The organism is Chitinophaga sp. CB10 (assembly GCA_001870995.2).
In the GTDB taxonomy this organism is placed as follows: Bacteria; Bacteroidota; Bacteroidia; order Chitinophagales; family Chitinophagaceae; genus Chitinophaga.
Genome location: MLAV02000001.1, coordinates 296,700 through 311,350, shown reverse-complemented (window position 1 = coordinate 311,350; position 14,651 = coordinate 296,700). Strand labels below are relative to the sequence as shown.

Below are 14,651 nucleotides of genomic sequence, written 5' to 3'. Positions count from 1 at the left end.
TGGATGGGGATTACGCTGATGGAGTGAGGAATAGGAGATTACATGGAGCGGATGGCTTTTGCGCCTGCATAAACATCCGGTAAATTTATAAAACGTGGTTCGGGGACATAAAACCTCCCGAACCACGTTCTTCTTTTATACCAGTATTTTATCCGGCGTAATCGGTAAATCTCTCAACCGTTTGCCGGTAGCATTGTAGATGGCATTGGCAATTGCAGGCGCGCAACCGATGATGCCCACTTCGCCCAAACCCTTGGCGCCGCTGGGGTTCACGTAAGGATCAGGCTTATTGATAAACGCCACTTCTATGATCGGCGCATCTGCATTCACGGCAAAGTGATAGCCTGCAAAATCGTTGCCGACGAGGTTGCCCAGCCGGTGGTCCGCATGGATTTCTTCCATCAGCGCCATACCGATACCGCCAACGATTGCGCCGGAAATCTGGTTGGCTGCGGGCTTCTCGCTTACGATCGTGCCGCCATCCGCCACGCACACTGCTTTTTCAATCTTCACTTTCCCGGTTTTGGTATGCACCCTTACTTTGATGAAATGCGCGGTAGAGCAACAGAAGGCGTATTGCTGGCGTTCCGCGCCGGGGCCGGAGCTGGCTTTCACTTCAATGTTGGCGAGGTTGTTTTTCTGCCATATATCGGCCAGCGACACAAATTCATTTTTCGCTGTCTTATAGGAAATGCCCGTTGCGGACAGCAGGATATCCGCCGGTTTGGCGTCTTTATAGACGGGATTGATGGCGGCAGCATAACCGGCCAGCTGTTGCTTCAGCACATCGCATACAGCTGCTACTGCACCGCTCATGGACGACATGCCCGTGCTGCCTCCCTGGCTGCCGGCGGTAGGCAGCGTGGAGTGGCCCAGTTCAATTTTGATCTTTTCTTTTGGCATGCCGGTAAATGTATGCGCCATGTTTTGCATGGAAGTACCGGTGCCTGTGCCGATGTCCGTCATGGCGGTCTTCACCGTCATGGTACCATCTTTTTCCATCGTGATGCCTGCGCTGGCATTGCCGCGGCCTGCGCCCCACATGCCTACTGCCACACCGTAGCCGATTTTCCAATCGCCTTCCGTAATAGCGCCGGGCTGTTGCTTACGTTGTTTCCAGCCAATCATTTCTGCGCCTTTGGTAATGCATTCGTCGATGAAGTTACTGGAATAGGGCTTTTTATTTTCCGGGTCGTGGGTGATGGCGAAGTTCTTAAGCCGCAGCGCTACCGGGTCCATATTCAACTGGTAGCTCAGCTCATCGATGGCGCTTTCCACGGCGAATGCGCCGGTGCAGTCGCCCGGGCCCCGCATCCACGTGGGCGTGCCGAGGTTCAGCGGCACGATGGCCTGTTCCGCTTTCAGGTTATCGAAGTTATACACCATGCGGGTGATGGCGGTAATACCTTCCTGGAACTGTTCAAACATGGAAGTACCGTTTTTGCCCTGGTGGAGGATGCCGAGGAACCTGCCGTCCTTATCAGCGCCGATTTTCACGCGCTGCCAGGCGGCGGGGCGGTAACCTGTGAGGCTGAACATCTGCGGGCGGGTGAGCATGAGCTTCACGGGGCGTTTCACCTGTTTGGCGGCCATGATGGCGCCAACTCCGTTGGTCCATACCCGTAGTCCGGATCCGAAACCGCCTCCCACGAATTCGCTGAATACTTCAATATTTTCCTGGGGGATTTCAAATATTTTGGCGATGGTGCGCTGCACGTTCACTACGCCCTGGGTTTTATCGTACAGCACCAGCTTATCATCGCCCGTCCAATGGGCAATGGTGGCGTGCATTTCCATGGGGCTATGCACTTCCGCGGCCATGTGGTATTCCTGGTCGATTACTGCCGGGGCGTTGGCCCAGGCGTCCATCGAACCGCGTTCCCTGCCTTGCGGCTTCAGTGGTACGGCGGCGTACGCCGTTTTGAAGTCCACCGTAGCGGGAGAGGCCTCATAGGTCACTTCCACCAGGGAGGCCGCGTAGCTTGCATCTTCCAGGGTTTCAGCGATCACCATGGCAATAGGCTGGTTGCTGAAATAGACTTTATCCGTATGAAAAAGCGGGAGGCCGAAGCGGGTATCCTTAAGTTTTGCTTCTGTGGCAAAACCTGCCACTGCCGGCCGGTTGAGGTGCGTGATGATATCCAGCACGCCTTCCACCTGCTTTGCATGATCGAGGTGAATGCTTTTGATGGTACCAGCCGCGATGCTGCTGCCTACGAATACGGCATGACACATATTATCCAGCTTGTATTCCGCTGCATATTTGCCGGCGCCGGTCACTTTTGCGATCCCTTCCACACGACCATTGGGTTTGCCGGCAGCTTTATTTTTAGTGTTGAATAATCCCATGATGTCAGATTAAGCAGTTAAACAATTCTGCAAAGCAGTTTCAATAGCGCCGCTGAGCATGACCTTCTTAAAGCCGTTGCCTGGCAGGGGTTTCACCTCATCGGCCACGATGGCTGCCGCAGCGCTGAAGGTGGCGGCATTGGCTTCCTTCCCTCTGAGGTACTGTTCCGCTTTTTGCCAGCGCCATGGCTTGTGGGCCACGCCGCCGGAGGCGAGCCGTGCATCTTTGATGCGGTTGCCTTCCAGCTGCAGCGCCGCCGCTACGGATACGAGGGCGAATGCGTAGGAGTCGCGGTCCCTCAGCTTCAGGTAGGCGAAATGCTTATTGAAGGGATTATCCGGTATATCCACGGACGTGATGATGGCATCTTTCGGGAGGTGGTTATCCAACTCCGGCGTGGATTCCGGCAGTTTATGAAAATCTTTGAACGGGATGGTCAGTTGTTTATTTCCTTTATCCGTTACGTTTACCGTAGCGCCAAGGGCGGCCAGGGCCACGCATAGGTCTGACGGATGTACGGCTACGCATTGCTCGTTATACCCGATGATGGCGCTCATGCGCTGCTCGCCGTGGAGGGCGCTGCAGCCGCTGCCGGGTTTACGTTTATTGCAGGGAGCGCTGGTTTCGTAGAAATAAGGGCAGCGGGTGCGTTGCAGGAGGTTGCCAGCGGTAGAGGCCATGTTCCTGATCTGCGGGGAAGCGCCGGCCAGTACGGCCTTTGCTACCAGCGGATGTTTGGCGAGTATCTGCGGATCGTTGGCCAGGGCGCTGTTGCGTACCATGGCGCCGATGCGCGTGTTGCCGTTGATGGATTCCACTTTATCGGATAGTACAGCGGTAATATCGATGAGCCCATCGGGAACGGCTATATTTTTTTTCATGAGGTCCACCAGGTTGGTGCCACCTGCCAGAAACTGTACGGCTTCTTTCTTTGCAACTAAAGCCTTACTTACTTTGTCGGATTTACTAAAGCTGAATGGCTTCATTTTGCTACTTTTTGAATGGATTCCACAATACCGTTATACGCGCCACAGCGGCAAAGGTTGCCACTCATGAACTCCTTGATTTCTTCCACGGAGCGGGTATGCCCTTCTTTGACGCAGGCCACGGCGGACATGATCTGCCCCGGGGTGCAGTATCCGCACTGGAAGCCGTCGCATTCCAGGAAGGCGGCCTGCATGGGATGCAGCTGATCGCCGTCTGCGAGCCCTTCGATGGTGGTAACTTCCTTACCGGGCAATGTGGCCGCGAGCGTCAGGCAGCTGAGTACCCGCTCCCCGTTTACGTGCACGGTGCAGGCGCCGCATTGGCCGTGGTCGCATCCTTTCTTGGTGCCGGTGAGGTGCAGTTCTTCCCGGAGTAGGTCCAGCAGGGTGGTGCGGGTGTCCACATCGAGTTGGTGGGATTGCTTGTTGATCATAACCCGCAGCGGCTGCTTTTGCCGCCTGGGGATGATAAGGCGTTTGGCATCCAGGTAAAACGACTTTACCGTGGCCGGGATGGCTGCCAGGGCTGCCATAGCGCCTGAGGTTTTCAGGAAAAAACGCCTGCTGTAAAAATTTTTGCCATTCATAAACGCAGTGTTGTGTGGTGAGGAGGAGTTGATCCGGCCTCCTGTACACCAGGTAGTTCCTTATCAGAAAATTGCCAATAAATCAGGATCATGGCTGAAACAGCACAAATCTAATTATATCGGACCGGATTTAGTTACAGTATTGATTCAAAAAATTATGGTTTTCAAACAGGATTTCCAAACTTAATACATGGCTGGCAATGGCAATCGGACCAGATTACGGGATAAGGGCATGCCAGGTAATACTCCCTGCTCCAACATTTTCCCCCACTGGTTGTTATCCCTATACAAACAGCATTCATATGGCAAACATAGTAATCATCGGTGGCAGCGGCTTTGTTGGCTCGGCACTCGTGAAAGAAGCATTATCAAGGGGCCACCAGGTAAAGACGGTGGTACGCAATCCGGAGAAGATCAATATTAAGGACGACCGGCTGGAAGCGGTGCACGGCGATATTCAAAATCCCGGCATTGTGTCGGATGCCGTGAAAGGCGCGGAGGCGGTGATCAGCGCTTACAACCCCGGATGGAGTAATCCGCATATTGCCAATGAAACGCTCAGCGGCTACAAGTCTATTATCGCCGGCGTGAAAGATGCAGGCGTTAAGCGGCTGCTGGTGGTTGGCGGGGCAGGGTCCCTGTTTATCAAACCCGGGGTAACGGTGATGGATAGCGGCGCTATTCCCGAACAAATGTTACCTGCAGTGAAGGCCTTGGCCGAAGTGTACCATGATCTTCTCCCCAAAGAAAAAGAACTGGACTGGGTATTCTTTTCCCCGGCCGGCAACATCAGCCCCGGCGAGCGTACCGGCAAATACCGCCTCGGTAAAAACGACCTGATCGTAGACGATAAAGGCCAGAGTAAAATTTCCGTGGAAGATTATGCCGTGGCGATGATCGATGAGCTGGAAAAACCACAGCATCACCGGGAGCGATTCACCATAGGTTATTGAGTAAGGAAGACCGCTATCGCGGTCTTTTTTTATGGCCCGATGGCGACTTGCTCACTATACGTATTTCTACGTATTCCCCTTGTTCCGCTTTTCAAAAAAATCCGGCCGGTTACAAATCATTTGCCGCCGCTCGTCCGCCGTAGCGCCCCGGATATTGGTAAACCAGCATTTTCCCCCTTTGCAACAATTATCCGTCTGACTAATTTTGCATCCAACATCAAAGTAACGCACCTCAAAATAGCCGGTACTGTAGCACTATCTGTTTATTAATCAACCGGCCCGTTACTGCTGGTGAATCGTTTTATTATTTAACCCCAAAAAATTTAGTTATGCCCGGACCATCGTTGCATCACATGATCGCACAACAATTACGGTCGCAAATTCAAAATGGCCAAGGACTTGGCAGCAATGCGGCGTATGCCGACATACAGGCTGCCCTCTCTGATCCTAAAAACCTGCCTTTCCTTTTCCTCGGATGCCAGGGACCTGATTTCCTGTTTTTCAACACCAAAGACTGGAACGGCACGGTAGGCGAGCTGGCGCAGATTTACTTCAAAGTGTATGACGCCATCGACAACTTCAAGGAAGGCTTGCTGGACGCTGTGCCGCAGCCTATCATCGATGCCGTGGAAGCCGCCGGCTATGCGGCTGACCAGGTGATCAGCAACTCCTCTACCCTTTCAGAAATTGAAGAGATGTTCAAGGACCTGCAAAAGGTGATTGACGGCCTCGCTGCCAACCTGGTGGAAATGCTGAAAGAGTTCGTTACCGAATTCAATATTTACAATGTGTTGGCGCACCCTTACCGCGACGGGCAGGACAAAGGCAAATGGTGGTGGTTTGACGCCATGCACTACCGTAAAACCGGCAGGTATGCAAAAGCCCTGCTGGACAAGGCCCCTGCCAATTCCCCCTTGCACCTGTATGCACTCGGCTACCTCACCCACTTCACGGCAGACACTGTAGGCCACCCGTTTGTAAATATCAATTCCGGCGGACCTTACCGTATCCATGCGCAACGGCATAAGACCCTGGAAAATTACCAGGACGTATTCAATATGTTTGCGAAGAATGGTACCGACTGGAACCGCTCCAAACTGCATGCGCTTTATAACTTCAACTTTGACGGCAATATTTCCGCGCCGGATGCAGAAGACGAAGTACCTGATCCGAACACGCACATGCCGGAGGAACTGGCCAAATTCATTGCCGAAACGCTGAATGAAGTATTCAACACCGGCGCGGCTGATGATAATGAATACGGCCCGCCTGTCAGCGCGGAAGACATCAATAACGCTTACCGCCTCTGGTACAAGTGGCTGCGCAATGCTACCGACACCGGCACCCTGCCTTTCCCGGTACCTTACAGCCTCACTGCAGAACTGGAAGAAGTATGGGAAAAAGCGATGGATGACCTTGGCGACATTGGCGACTTCATCGAAGACGCGGTAGACCAGGCCGGCAACTTCAGCTTCCTCGCCATCTTCCTGATCCTCGCGGCGCTGATCCTCGCAGCAGTTGCGGCCGCCCATGCGCTGGTAGACGCTATCCTGGGTTCCATCACCACCCTCACCACTGCCGGTATCCGTTATGCCGCCAGCCTGGTGTACGAGCAACTCTATAACGCTTTCCAAAACTTCAGGCTGGGTGTGGCTTTCAACGGCCTTGCCTTCCCGATGCAGGAACACCTGAACGAACCTCGTTTTGCGCAGTTCAAAAACACCAGCTTCCCTGACCCGCTGGGCACCAAAGCCGGCGACCTGTTTGGCCAGCTGCCTAAACTGGCTGTAACCCTGGGCGCAGGCGGATTCCTGGATGAGATATTCCACCGCGAAAAACATATGATCTATCCACCGGTATCCGGCGCTACAGAACAGAATCCTGCGCATCCCGCGCCTAACAGCTATTTCAGCAATACGGCATTGCACTATGCATTTGATAAAATTCCGCTGAGCAAAACGCTGATCGATACGCTGGCTACCCTCAACGGACCGGAATCGCAGGTTATTGCAGCCTTCAATCCCGCTTCTACGACAGGTATCAAACCTTCTCTCGGTAACGCGATGATGCTGACGGAAGAGATTTATGACCGCTGGAAAAAGAACGTGAAGTTCCCGGATTTCAACCTGGATGCCGACAGGGGCTATGGTTATCCCTGCTGGACGCAGAAGGGCGATCCGCGCGAGCAGCCTGACCAGCTCGACACCACGCCGGTTGACCTTACTTTCATTCCGCCGGCCTGATAAATCCTTTCTTATTCCATCTATCCAAAAAAATTAAAACTCATGAACGAAACAATCGCAAACATACAAGCATACCTGAAGGAGCTGCAAAGCACCACTGAAAAGTACACCGCCGAAGCTCCCGCACTTGTCAGCCGCCTCTATGCCGCAGCCAATACTACCGGCGGCAAACGACGCCCTGAAAAAGTGAACGACAGTTCATTCCTTTATATCCGCTCTTACAGCAATGATATCGGCATCCGCCCGTTCAGCAATATTACTTTCTGGAACTCGCCGGATATTACGATCACGCCGGTGGCCAACCCCGGCGCGCCGACCACGCAGCTGCAGGCGGGCCAGCAGTATAACATCCAGTGTACGGTGAATAACCGCGGCGATATTATTGTGCCGGCGGCCAAGGTGGAGTTCTTCCTCTGCACGCCTTCCCTGGGTTTTGATACCCGTTATGCGGAAAACATTGCGCTGACCCAGCTCAACACAATGTTACTGCCGCTGGGCAGCGGCAGCGTGAACGTGCCTTTTGATGTACAGAACCACCAGGCGGGCCACCGTTGCCTGTTTGCGCGCACTTATTCATTTAGTCCGCTCGACAAGCCGCTGAGCCTCTACGGCCTCGACCCTACCCTGGACCGCCACATCGGGCAGAAGAACCTGAACATTACCGGCCAGGCGCAGAACTATAACTTCCAGCTGATCCATGCCGCTAATGCGCTGGAAAACATCAAATTCGTAGCGCTGACGAAGGATGAAATCCTGGCGCTGCAACACCCGGCCCTGGCCAACTTCCGCTTCCGCGAAAATACCGCGGACCTGGTGAGCAAGCTGGTACCTGTACTGGACAGCAAGGGTGCGGAGAATGTAACGGTGAAGGCAGGTCGTACAGGCTTTGACGTTACCAGCCAGAGCAAGGAAGGCATGAGTGTGGACAGGCAGCAGGCCATACAAAGACAAGTGGATGCAGCCATCCGGCAGATAGCCAGCGGCGCGGCGCCTGCTACGTCTTTCAAAGCGCTGTTCAAGGAATTCAACAGCATTTTCGACAGCAACAAATGTTCAAAATTCAGCCTGAAGATCCCTGATTTCGGCCTTGTTCCGGGAGAAGCGATTGCGGTGAATATTGTCAATACCAATGTGGGTACCGGAAAGGTAAAAGGTGGTATTACTTTGATTATTACCGGCAACAAATAAAGCTGGTGTAAATGTGGTAAGGCCGCTGTTTCAAAGTGGAATTATCCTTACTACCCGCCACCGGTAATATGAACGGTTATAAAAAAGAAAGCGCCTGGCAGGTTTTGCCAGGCGCTTTTTCGATTTATCAAATCACAAAATGCTGAATTATTTTTTGGCAGCTTTCAGGCTGAAACCAATTTCAACATCTTTGCTGATCATCCAGTTTTCAGGGCTACCTTCAGTTTTGTAGCTGATGCCCCATGCGGAACGATCGATAACAAATTTTGCGTTTGCAGTAACTTCTGCGTCAGTAACAGTGATTTGTGCAGGGAAAGTGATGTTCAGGGTGCTGTCTTTCAGGGTGAGGTTGCCGCTGATCAGGTTAGTAGCGCCTGGTAACAGACTTTTAGCTTTGGTGCTGTCGAAAGGAGCAACAGCAGTGATCACGAACTTAGCGGTTGGATACTTTGCAGTATCGAAGAAGTCAGCACTTTTCAGGTGACCATCCAGGTCAGTGGATTTTTTGTCTGCTTCAGTAACAGAAGCCGGATCAGCGGTCAGGCTGTTCATGTTAACTTCGAAGTTACCGCTGGTGATGGCGCCGTTTTCTACGTTCAGGGTACCATCGGTTACTTTGATTGTTCCAAAGCGAGGTGCGAAACCGCCTTTGTGAGTAGCACGCCATTGTACAGAAGTGGTGGCAGTGTCAATAACATAAGCTGTGCCGGTGGCTACAGCCGCTTCTTGTTTTGCTTCGGTCTTCGCCGTTTCGGTCGAAGCACCGCCACAAGCTGCCAGTGTGAGCAGCAGCGCGAGCGCAGGTACTGTTTGCTTCATAAATTTGTTTTTATTACATATATATTGGTGCACAAAAATAGGGGATTAATGTCAATTGTATGTACAAGATATTGAAAAATGTCAATCTTTTAACAATTCTGACAAAATTTGCTTCCGGGAAGCTAGATAAAGTTCTTGAGGGCCTGCGAAACCGGGAATGCCCGTACAGGGCCTGTTTGAGGTTTTGAAGATTAAAAAATCCGGCAAAAAGACGAAATTCAGCAGCATAAATATCAACCCATATGAAATCTTTGCTTTTATTGTTTGTACCTGTATGCTTACTGTTTTCCTGCAAAAAAGACGATACTATTCCCGCCAATGAAGACATTACTAGCGGAAGCCGCTGGGGCATTATGATTGGGAGTACGCCCGAACAGGTGTACGGACAGCTCCAGGACCTGCCCGGAGGCCTGGGCGTGAAGGCTGTATATAGCCTCCCCCGGCACCAATATGTAAAAGTATCCGATTTCCAGGGGAACCCTGCCTTGTACAACACCTTCATGATTCACCAGATTGACTCCGCCGGCGTGGTTCAGATCGAGTATAACAACAACATTTCCCGGATACGCTGGAGCGGACCAGACGGCATTTACCCGTTGCAACGCTGGCCGGCCGGCACAACGGCGTATCTGAGCGTTGGGGACGGTGGCGCCGCATTGCAAACGAAAATGAGTGAAATCTTTAAGGCATGGCCTTACCATGGAAATTATGAGATATCGATGGGAAATAAGCCATTGACATCAGGCTTCGACCTGGAAATGAAGAAATGGGATACCTGGCAGTTTGCTACCAGCGCTCCGGTGAGTGCAACAGCAAAAGGGGTGTATGTAGTGACCTTACATTTCAGCAGTGGAAAATTGGGCCGCATCAATTTGCAATACCAGGAAACTCCTTCCATGATAGAATAAGTAATTATCCTGTATTTAGCAGCAGGGCAAGGCTGTACGCCTTGCCCTGCTGCATTTTTATAACATAATAACAGATTCAATCCTGGAAACCTGTTTATAATAGTCGATTACTTCCTCTTCATCTTTCACAGGCACCACCACACTAAAAGACCTGTACTTTCCCTGCGATGAATTGTTTTCGGTTATCTGTGCGTGCTTTCCGTCAAACACCGCCAGGATCTGGTCATGCTTCTGATCGTCCACCTTTACAATAAACTTGAACGTATAATGACAAGGGAAACTAACATTTTTCTGTAGCAAGGCCCTGAAATTCTCATAAGGATCTGTGCCGGCGTTGGCATTATTAGCGTTTGTACTCATATGCTGTCGTTCTTGTAATGGGTCGCCCCTTGTTAAAAAATCAACTACAAAAATAGGCAGAATCAACGATAAAACCCCGCATTCTCCCCTTTTACATCCCGTGGAAAATACCTTGCCAAAAAATAAAACATCAGATGTTTAAATAAACATCATACCTTTGTATCATAATCAGGATTATGGAACACCTACCTAAATTATCTGACAAGGTGATCAGCGCCATACAGAAAGACATCTCCCGGGGCAAGTACAAGCCCGGGGCTAAGATTCCCGCAGAGCCGGAGCTGATGGAGCTGTATGGCGTTGGGCGGTCGACCATCAGGGAGGCCATCAAAACCCTCGCCAACAGCGGTATTTTACGGGTGCAGCAAGGGGCCGGCACCTTTGTCAGCCAGCACATACAGCCGGAATCGCTGGACCAGCGGCTGCGCCGGGCTGATTTTGAGGAAATCAACCAGGTACGCCGCATGCTGGATACTGAAATTGTGAAACTGGCAGCCGAAAACCACACTGCCGCCCAGCTGGCCGCAATTGAAAAGCAGCTGCAGCTACGCAAAGCCGCCATCATGGCTAATGATAACGAGGGCTGCGCAGAGGCGGACATTGCCTTTCATATGGCCATTGCCAGGGCGACACAGAATGACGTGCTGGCGGACCTTTACCAGAGCTTCACCGCGGTGATAAGGGATTTTTTCAGCAAACGGGACAAGCAGGGCGTTGGGCATTTTGCTATCTCCCACCACCTGCATGAACAATTGTATAAAGCCATCAAAGCAAAGAAGCCGAAAGCGGCCTTGCAGGTAATACAGGAAATCATTGACAATAACTATTAACCCATGACGATCTTAACCTTTACACTGATCATGCTGGCAGGGGCTTATGTGGCCGGACTCCTGGGCTCGCTCACCGGCCTCGGCGGCGGCGTGGTCATTATTCCCCTGCTGACGCTCGTTTTCCATGTGGATATTCGCTACGCCATCGGCGCGGCGCTGCTGGCATCTATCGCCAATTCGTCCGGCGCAGCCAGCGCCTACATCAAGGAAGGAATCACCAACATCCGCCTGGGCATGTTCCTGGAAATAGCCACCACCATAGGCGCTGTTTGCGGCGCACTGATAGCCGTATTTACGCCCACCAACACCATCGCCATCCTGTTCGGCGTGGTGCTGCTGTTCTCCGCTGCCATGACGCTGCGCCGCAAAAACGAACACGCGCTGCAACAGGGCAGCCGGCTCTCGCACGTGCTAAAGCTCAACAGCAGCTACCCTACCAAAGATGGTATTGTGCATTACGAACTGAAAAACGTAGCCGGCGGCTTCGGGATGATGCTGATCGCCGGCGTCCTCTCCGGCCTGCTGGGCATCGGCTCCGGCGCATTGAAAGTATTGGCCATGGATTCCGCCATGCGCATCCCGTTTAAAGTAAGTACCACCACCAGTAACTTCATGATCGGCGTTACTGCCGCTGCCAGCGCAGTGGTGTACCTGCAACGCGGTTATATCGATCCGGGCATCGCCTTCCCCGTTGTGCTGGGCGTGCTCGGCGGCGCTTTCACCGGTGCGCGGCTCCTAACGATCATGAACCCACGTACTTTACGGTATATCTTCTGCGCCGCCATTGCATTCGTAGCGCTGGAAATGATGTATAACGGCATTCACCACCAGTTTTAACGTTAAAACGGACCCAACATGAGCTTCTTAAAGAAATTAGTAGACAGAGATGTGGAAGTGATCGTAGGCAAAATGCTGCGCTACGGCGTATTTACCGCCAGCGGCATCGTGCTGGCAGGCGGCATTTTCTACCTCATTCAAATGGGGAACACCCTGGTACCGGATTACAGCCACTTCACAGGAGAAGGCAAAGGGTTTACCACTTTCAACGGTATTCTAAAAGGGGCGGCCTCCTTCAGCAGTACGGAAGTGATTCAGTTTGGCGTGCTGGTACTGCTGGCTACGCCGATCCTGCGCATTGTAATGTCCCTGGGCGCGTTTGCGCTGGAAAAGGATAGGTTGTATGTGGGGATTACGGCGCTTGTATTGGGGGTGATATTGTTTAGTATGTTTGGCGGGTTGAAGGTTTGATTTTTTTTCTCGCAAAGGGGCATAAGGGGGCGTAAGTGGCATAAGGGGGTGTAAGCCCGCAAAGGATTCGAGGTTGTTTTTTTACGCGCCCGTTAATGTTCCGGCCTTTGCCTTAGATATGCGGCTAAGGAGGGAGTGCTGGACGTTCCTTCCTTAGCCGCTAAGCATCAAATTTTAGCACTTGTTACCATACTATCTCCTTTTTCTTCGCCAAAAATCCTTCTCCATAAACGGCGGTTACCTTATCTCCCCGCTTCACGCCCTTTACCTGCGCTAGAGGTACTTCCGCCGTATAGTCGATACCGTTAGCAGCCCGCAACGCTACCGTTGCAACCGGCCTGCCGTTCACCAGCAGTTTTAACGGGAGCGACTGCCCTTCCATCACCGGCGCCTGCCAGGATACTTTTAAATAATTCCCCTGGCGGGTAAGCGACTGCGGCCGGTTATCGTACCAGTTCAGTACGGCCAGGCTCACATTCCACGCCGTATTGTGGTTCACCCATCCTTCCAGGTGCCGGTCCTTGCCGGCAGGATTGAAGGGATACATTTCCGTTCCCGGCAGGCAGCTGATAGACCCCCGGCATAATTCCAACCGCGCGCAGGCATTCTCATGGTAGCCTTTCGGATAGCCTTTGGAAACGCCTTCAAAGCCCATTTCCGGGTGATGCGCCGCATGCGCATTCAGCGGATTGCGGCCATAGAGGTTATCGAAATGCGCATAGGCCAGCTGCTCGAGCCTTGCCTTCTTCCCAGGATCTTTCACCACTGCCGCCGCCAGCAGTGCGGACGCAGGGAAGCCCGCCACGTTGCCCACTTCGTTCATCTCAGGCACGGTCCAGTTACTGTCCAGGTCGTAGCGGCGGAAGTCCCAGGCGTTGTTGGAACGATGTATCATCACGTCCGCCCACTCCTCTATCTTTTGCTGTAAGCCTTTCGGCGCTCTCTCCGGGTATTGCAGCTGAAAGGTGGCCAGGCCCGTCATCAGGTTGTATTCGCTCATACGCTGCCCTTTGGTCGTCATCGGGTCCTGCAGGGACAGGGAGTCGATCAGCCACACCGCCTGCCGGTAAGCCGCCTGCATGTATTGATCTGCATCCGGCAGCTGCTCCCGTTTCGCTACTTCATACATCAGCAAATTGGGCAACACGGAAAAACCCGGCGCATGCCGGCCTTTTGTCGTCCCTACCTCCCGCTGTACGTTAAGCAGGCCTACCGGTTCCCAATTGCTCCTCGCAAAGGAAAGCGCCTGCTGGTAGAACTTTTTGGAGAACCATTTATCCAACTGCGGATAGGCATACAAAAAGTAGGCAAACTGCGCCAGCGTTTGGGGATGCAGCTGCCTGGGCAGCGGATCCTTGCTGGGGTCCTTCGTTTCAGGATTCACCAGGTAATAGCCCAGGCCCCAATGCAAGTCCATCACCACATCCGGCACTTTATCCCCCAGCGGTTTTTCTATGGTAGTAAAATATTTTCTGGCAGATGGTAAGGCCGTTTCATCATTGGGGTCTGTGGTCTTTTTGTAATCCGGGCTCAGCACCATCGACTTCAAACTGTCGTACGAAATGGTAGCCGGCAATTTCGTATATACTTCCGGGTTAGAAAGATACATCCAGATCAGCGATGGAATTTCGTACGAATAATAAGTTCCATCCCGCCAGGGGCAACCGCCATAGGCCGAGTGATGCGTGCCGGTAATACTGCGGGCATCGTTCATAAACCATACGGATGGCAGAAATCCCGCCCTTTCCAGGACGTAAGGCCCCACGCGGAACGGATAGGAAACCCCTTCCGGCAAGGCGCCACCCTGCGCGTGAATGACGTAGCGTTTACGTGTATCCGTTGGCGTAAATGCGGTAAAGTCTCCCAAACCGTTACTTACCGTGCCTTTAAATAAGGGCTTATCCTCCCCTTCGGCCGTAATGTAGAAGGATACTGTCCCTTGTAAGGCCGTAGGTACGGTGAAGCGCTTCGGGGCATTGGTATTATACCCCGTCTGGTTCACGCATACCCAGTGGGCTTCCGGCGTAAAGGCCGGTGTTTGGGCCTTTGCCAGGCTGCCGGCGGCGAGGCCTGCGCAGAAAATCAGTGAGGCGATTAAATGTTTAGGCATACTGTTTTATTTTACGTGGAATATTGGAATCCATCATCAGGAAAAGTACTACTGGTTGAATTTCAGAAA

Annotated in this window: 13 protein-coding genes; 7 read left to right on the top strand and 6 right to left on the bottom strand. The window is 52.5% G+C overall.

Going from position 1 to position 14,651, the window contains the following annotated elements:
* Positions 1 to 135: 135 nt before the first annotated feature.
* Genes BOC67_RS01215 through BOC67_RS01205 form a run of 3 tightly spaced genes read right to left on the bottom strand, consistent with a single transcriptional unit; the run spans position 136 to position 3,923 of the window.
* Entirely contained in the window at positions 136 to 2,349 is a 2,214-nt protein-coding gene (locus BOC67_RS01215; RefSeq protein ID WP_291906441.1) for a xanthine dehydrogenase family protein molybdopterin-binding subunit, read from the bottom strand.
* Positions 2,350 to 2,358: 9 nt separating this feature from the next.
* Entirely contained in the window at positions 2,359 to 3,336 is a 978-nt protein-coding gene (locus tag BOC67_RS01210; protein WP_291906439.1) for a xanthine dehydrogenase family protein subunit M, read from the bottom strand.
* The gene (locus BOC67_RS01205; protein ID WP_291906437.1) at positions 3,333 to 3,923 is read right to left on the bottom strand and encodes a (2Fe-2S)-binding protein; all 591 of its coding nucleotides are present in this window, start codon (positions 3,921 to 3,923) and stop codon (positions 3,333 to 3,335) included. The genes BOC67_RS01210 and BOC67_RS01205 overlap by 4 nt, the downstream gene beginning before the upstream one ends.
* A gap of 302 nt (positions 3,924 to 4,225) precedes the next feature.
* On the opposite strand from BOC67_RS01205, the gene BOC67_RS01200 reads away from it, so the two are divergent.
* From BOC67_RS01200 to BOC67_RS01190, 3 genes are all read left to right on the top strand, one after another.
* Entirely contained in the window at positions 4,226 to 4,876 is a 651-nt protein-coding gene (locus BOC67_RS01200) for an NAD(P)-dependent oxidoreductase (protein WP_291906435.1), read from the top strand.
* A 329-nt stretch (positions 4,877 to 5,205) separates the two neighbouring features.
* On the top strand, positions 5,206 to 7,119 hold the full coding sequence (locus BOC67_RS01195) for a zinc dependent phospholipase C family protein (RefSeq protein WP_291906433.1): 1,914 nt from the start codon (positions 5,206 to 5,208) through the stop codon (positions 7,117 to 7,119).
* A 42-nt stretch (positions 7,120 to 7,161) separates the two neighbouring features.
* Complete coding sequence (locus BOC67_RS01190) at positions 7,162 to 8,307, top strand: hypothetical protein (protein WP_291906432.1); 1,146 nt, start codon at positions 7,162 to 7,164, stop codon at positions 8,305 to 8,307.
* A gap of 147 nt (positions 8,308 to 8,454) precedes the next feature.
* Here BOC67_RS01190 and BOC67_RS01185 read toward each other — a convergent pair whose 3' ends face one another.
* The gene (locus BOC67_RS01185) at positions 8,455 to 9,126 is read right to left on the bottom strand and encodes a YceI family protein (RefSeq protein WP_291906430.1); all 672 of its coding nucleotides are present in this window, start codon (positions 9,124 to 9,126) and stop codon (positions 8,455 to 8,457) included.
* A gap of 242 nt (positions 9,127 to 9,368) precedes the next feature.
* On the opposite strand from BOC67_RS01185, the gene BOC67_RS01180 reads away from it, so the two are divergent.
* A complete protein-coding gene (locus BOC67_RS01180) occupies positions 9,369 to 10,034 on the top strand; it encodes a hypothetical protein (RefSeq protein ID WP_291906429.1) in 666 nt (221 codons plus the stop codon).
* 57 nt (positions 10,035 to 10,091) lie between these two features.
* Here the strand turns inward: BOC67_RS01180 and BOC67_RS01175 are convergent, their stop codons facing one another.
* The gene (locus BOC67_RS01175) at positions 10,092 to 10,394 is read right to left on the bottom strand and encodes a DUF493 domain-containing protein (protein ID WP_291906428.1); all 303 of its coding nucleotides are present in this window, start codon (positions 10,392 to 10,394) and stop codon (positions 10,092 to 10,094) included.
* Between the two features lie 176 nt (positions 10,395 to 10,570).
* On the opposite strand from BOC67_RS01175, the gene BOC67_RS01170 reads away from it, so the two are divergent.
* The 3 genes from BOC67_RS01170 to BOC67_RS01160 are packed head-to-tail and all read left to right on the top strand — an operon-like array spanning position 10,571 to position 12,472.
* Positions 10,571 to 11,224, top strand: coding sequence for a FadR/GntR family transcriptional regulator (locus BOC67_RS01170; RefSeq protein ID WP_291906427.1), 654 nt, complete (start codon positions 10,571 to 10,573; stop codon positions 11,222 to 11,224).
* Between the two features lie 3 nt (positions 11,225 to 11,227).
* A complete protein-coding gene (locus BOC67_RS01165; protein WP_291906425.1) occupies positions 11,228 to 12,061 on the top strand; it encodes a sulfite exporter TauE/SafE family protein in 834 nt (277 codons plus the stop codon).
* Between the two features lie 18 nt (positions 12,062 to 12,079).
* Positions 12,080 to 12,472 carry a DUF1634 domain-containing protein gene (locus BOC67_RS01160; protein ID WP_291906423.1) on the top strand — a complete coding sequence of 131 codons (393 nt, stop codon included), beginning with the start codon at positions 12,080 to 12,082 and terminating at the stop codon, positions 12,470 to 12,472.
* Positions 12,473 to 12,656: 184 nt separating this feature from the next.
* Here the strand turns inward: BOC67_RS01160 and BOC67_RS01155 are convergent, their stop codons facing one another.
* Positions 12,657 to 14,582 (bottom strand): hypothetical protein, encoded by a 1,926-nt coding sequence (locus BOC67_RS01155; protein ID WP_291906421.1) that lies wholly within the window; start codon positions 14,580 to 14,582, stop codon positions 12,657 to 12,659.
* Positions 14,583 to 14,651: the final 69 nt, after the last annotated feature.

Bases quoted from the DNA above. Each gene is read 5' to 3' on its own strand.
- BOC67_RS01155 (WP_291906421.1), bottom strand. From the start codon at position 14,582: ATGCCTAAACATTTAATCGCCTCACTGATTTTCTGCGCAGGCCTCGCC.
- BOC67_RS01200 (WP_291906435.1), top strand. From the start codon at position 4,226: ATGGCAAACATAGTAATCATCGGTGGCAGCGGCTTTGTTGGCTCGGCA.
- BOC67_RS01210 (WP_291906439.1), bottom strand. From the start codon at position 3,336: ATGAAGCCATTCAGCTTTAGTAAATCCGACAAAGTAAGTAAGGCTTTA.
- BOC67_RS01170 (WP_291906427.1), top strand. From the start codon at position 10,571: ATGGAACACCTACCTAAATTATCTGACAAGGTGATCAGCGCCATACAG.
- BOC67_RS01180 (WP_291906429.1), top strand. From the start codon at position 9,369: ATGAAATCTTTGCTTTTATTGTTTGTACCTGTATGCTTACTGTTTTCC.
- BOC67_RS01160 (WP_291906423.1), top strand. From the start codon at position 12,080: ATGAGCTTCTTAAAGAAATTAGTAGACAGAGATGTGGAAGTGATCGTA.
- BOC67_RS01215 (WP_291906441.1), bottom strand. From the start codon at position 2,349: ATGGGATTATTCAACACTAAAAATAAAGCTGCCGGCAAACCCAATGGT.
- BOC67_RS01165 (WP_291906425.1), top strand. From the start codon at position 11,228: ATGACGATCTTAACCTTTACACTGATCATGCTGGCAGGGGCTTATGTG.
- BOC67_RS01195 (WP_291906433.1), top strand. From the start codon at position 5,206: ATGCCCGGACCATCGTTGCATCACATGATCGCACAACAATTACGGTCG.
- BOC67_RS01175 (WP_291906428.1), bottom strand. From the start codon at position 10,394: ATGAGTACAAACGCTAATAATGCCAACGCCGGCACAGATCCTTATGAG.
- BOC67_RS01190 (WP_291906432.1), top strand. From the start codon at position 7,162: ATGAACGAAACAATCGCAAACATACAAGCATACCTGAAGGAGCTGCAA.
- BOC67_RS01205 (WP_291906437.1), bottom strand. From the start codon at position 3,923: ATGAATGGCAAAAATTTTTACAGCAGGCGTTTTTTCCTGAAAACCTCA.
- BOC67_RS01185 (WP_291906430.1), bottom strand. From the start codon at position 9,126: ATGAAGCAAACAGTACCTGCGCTCGCGCTGCTGCTCACACTGGCAGCT.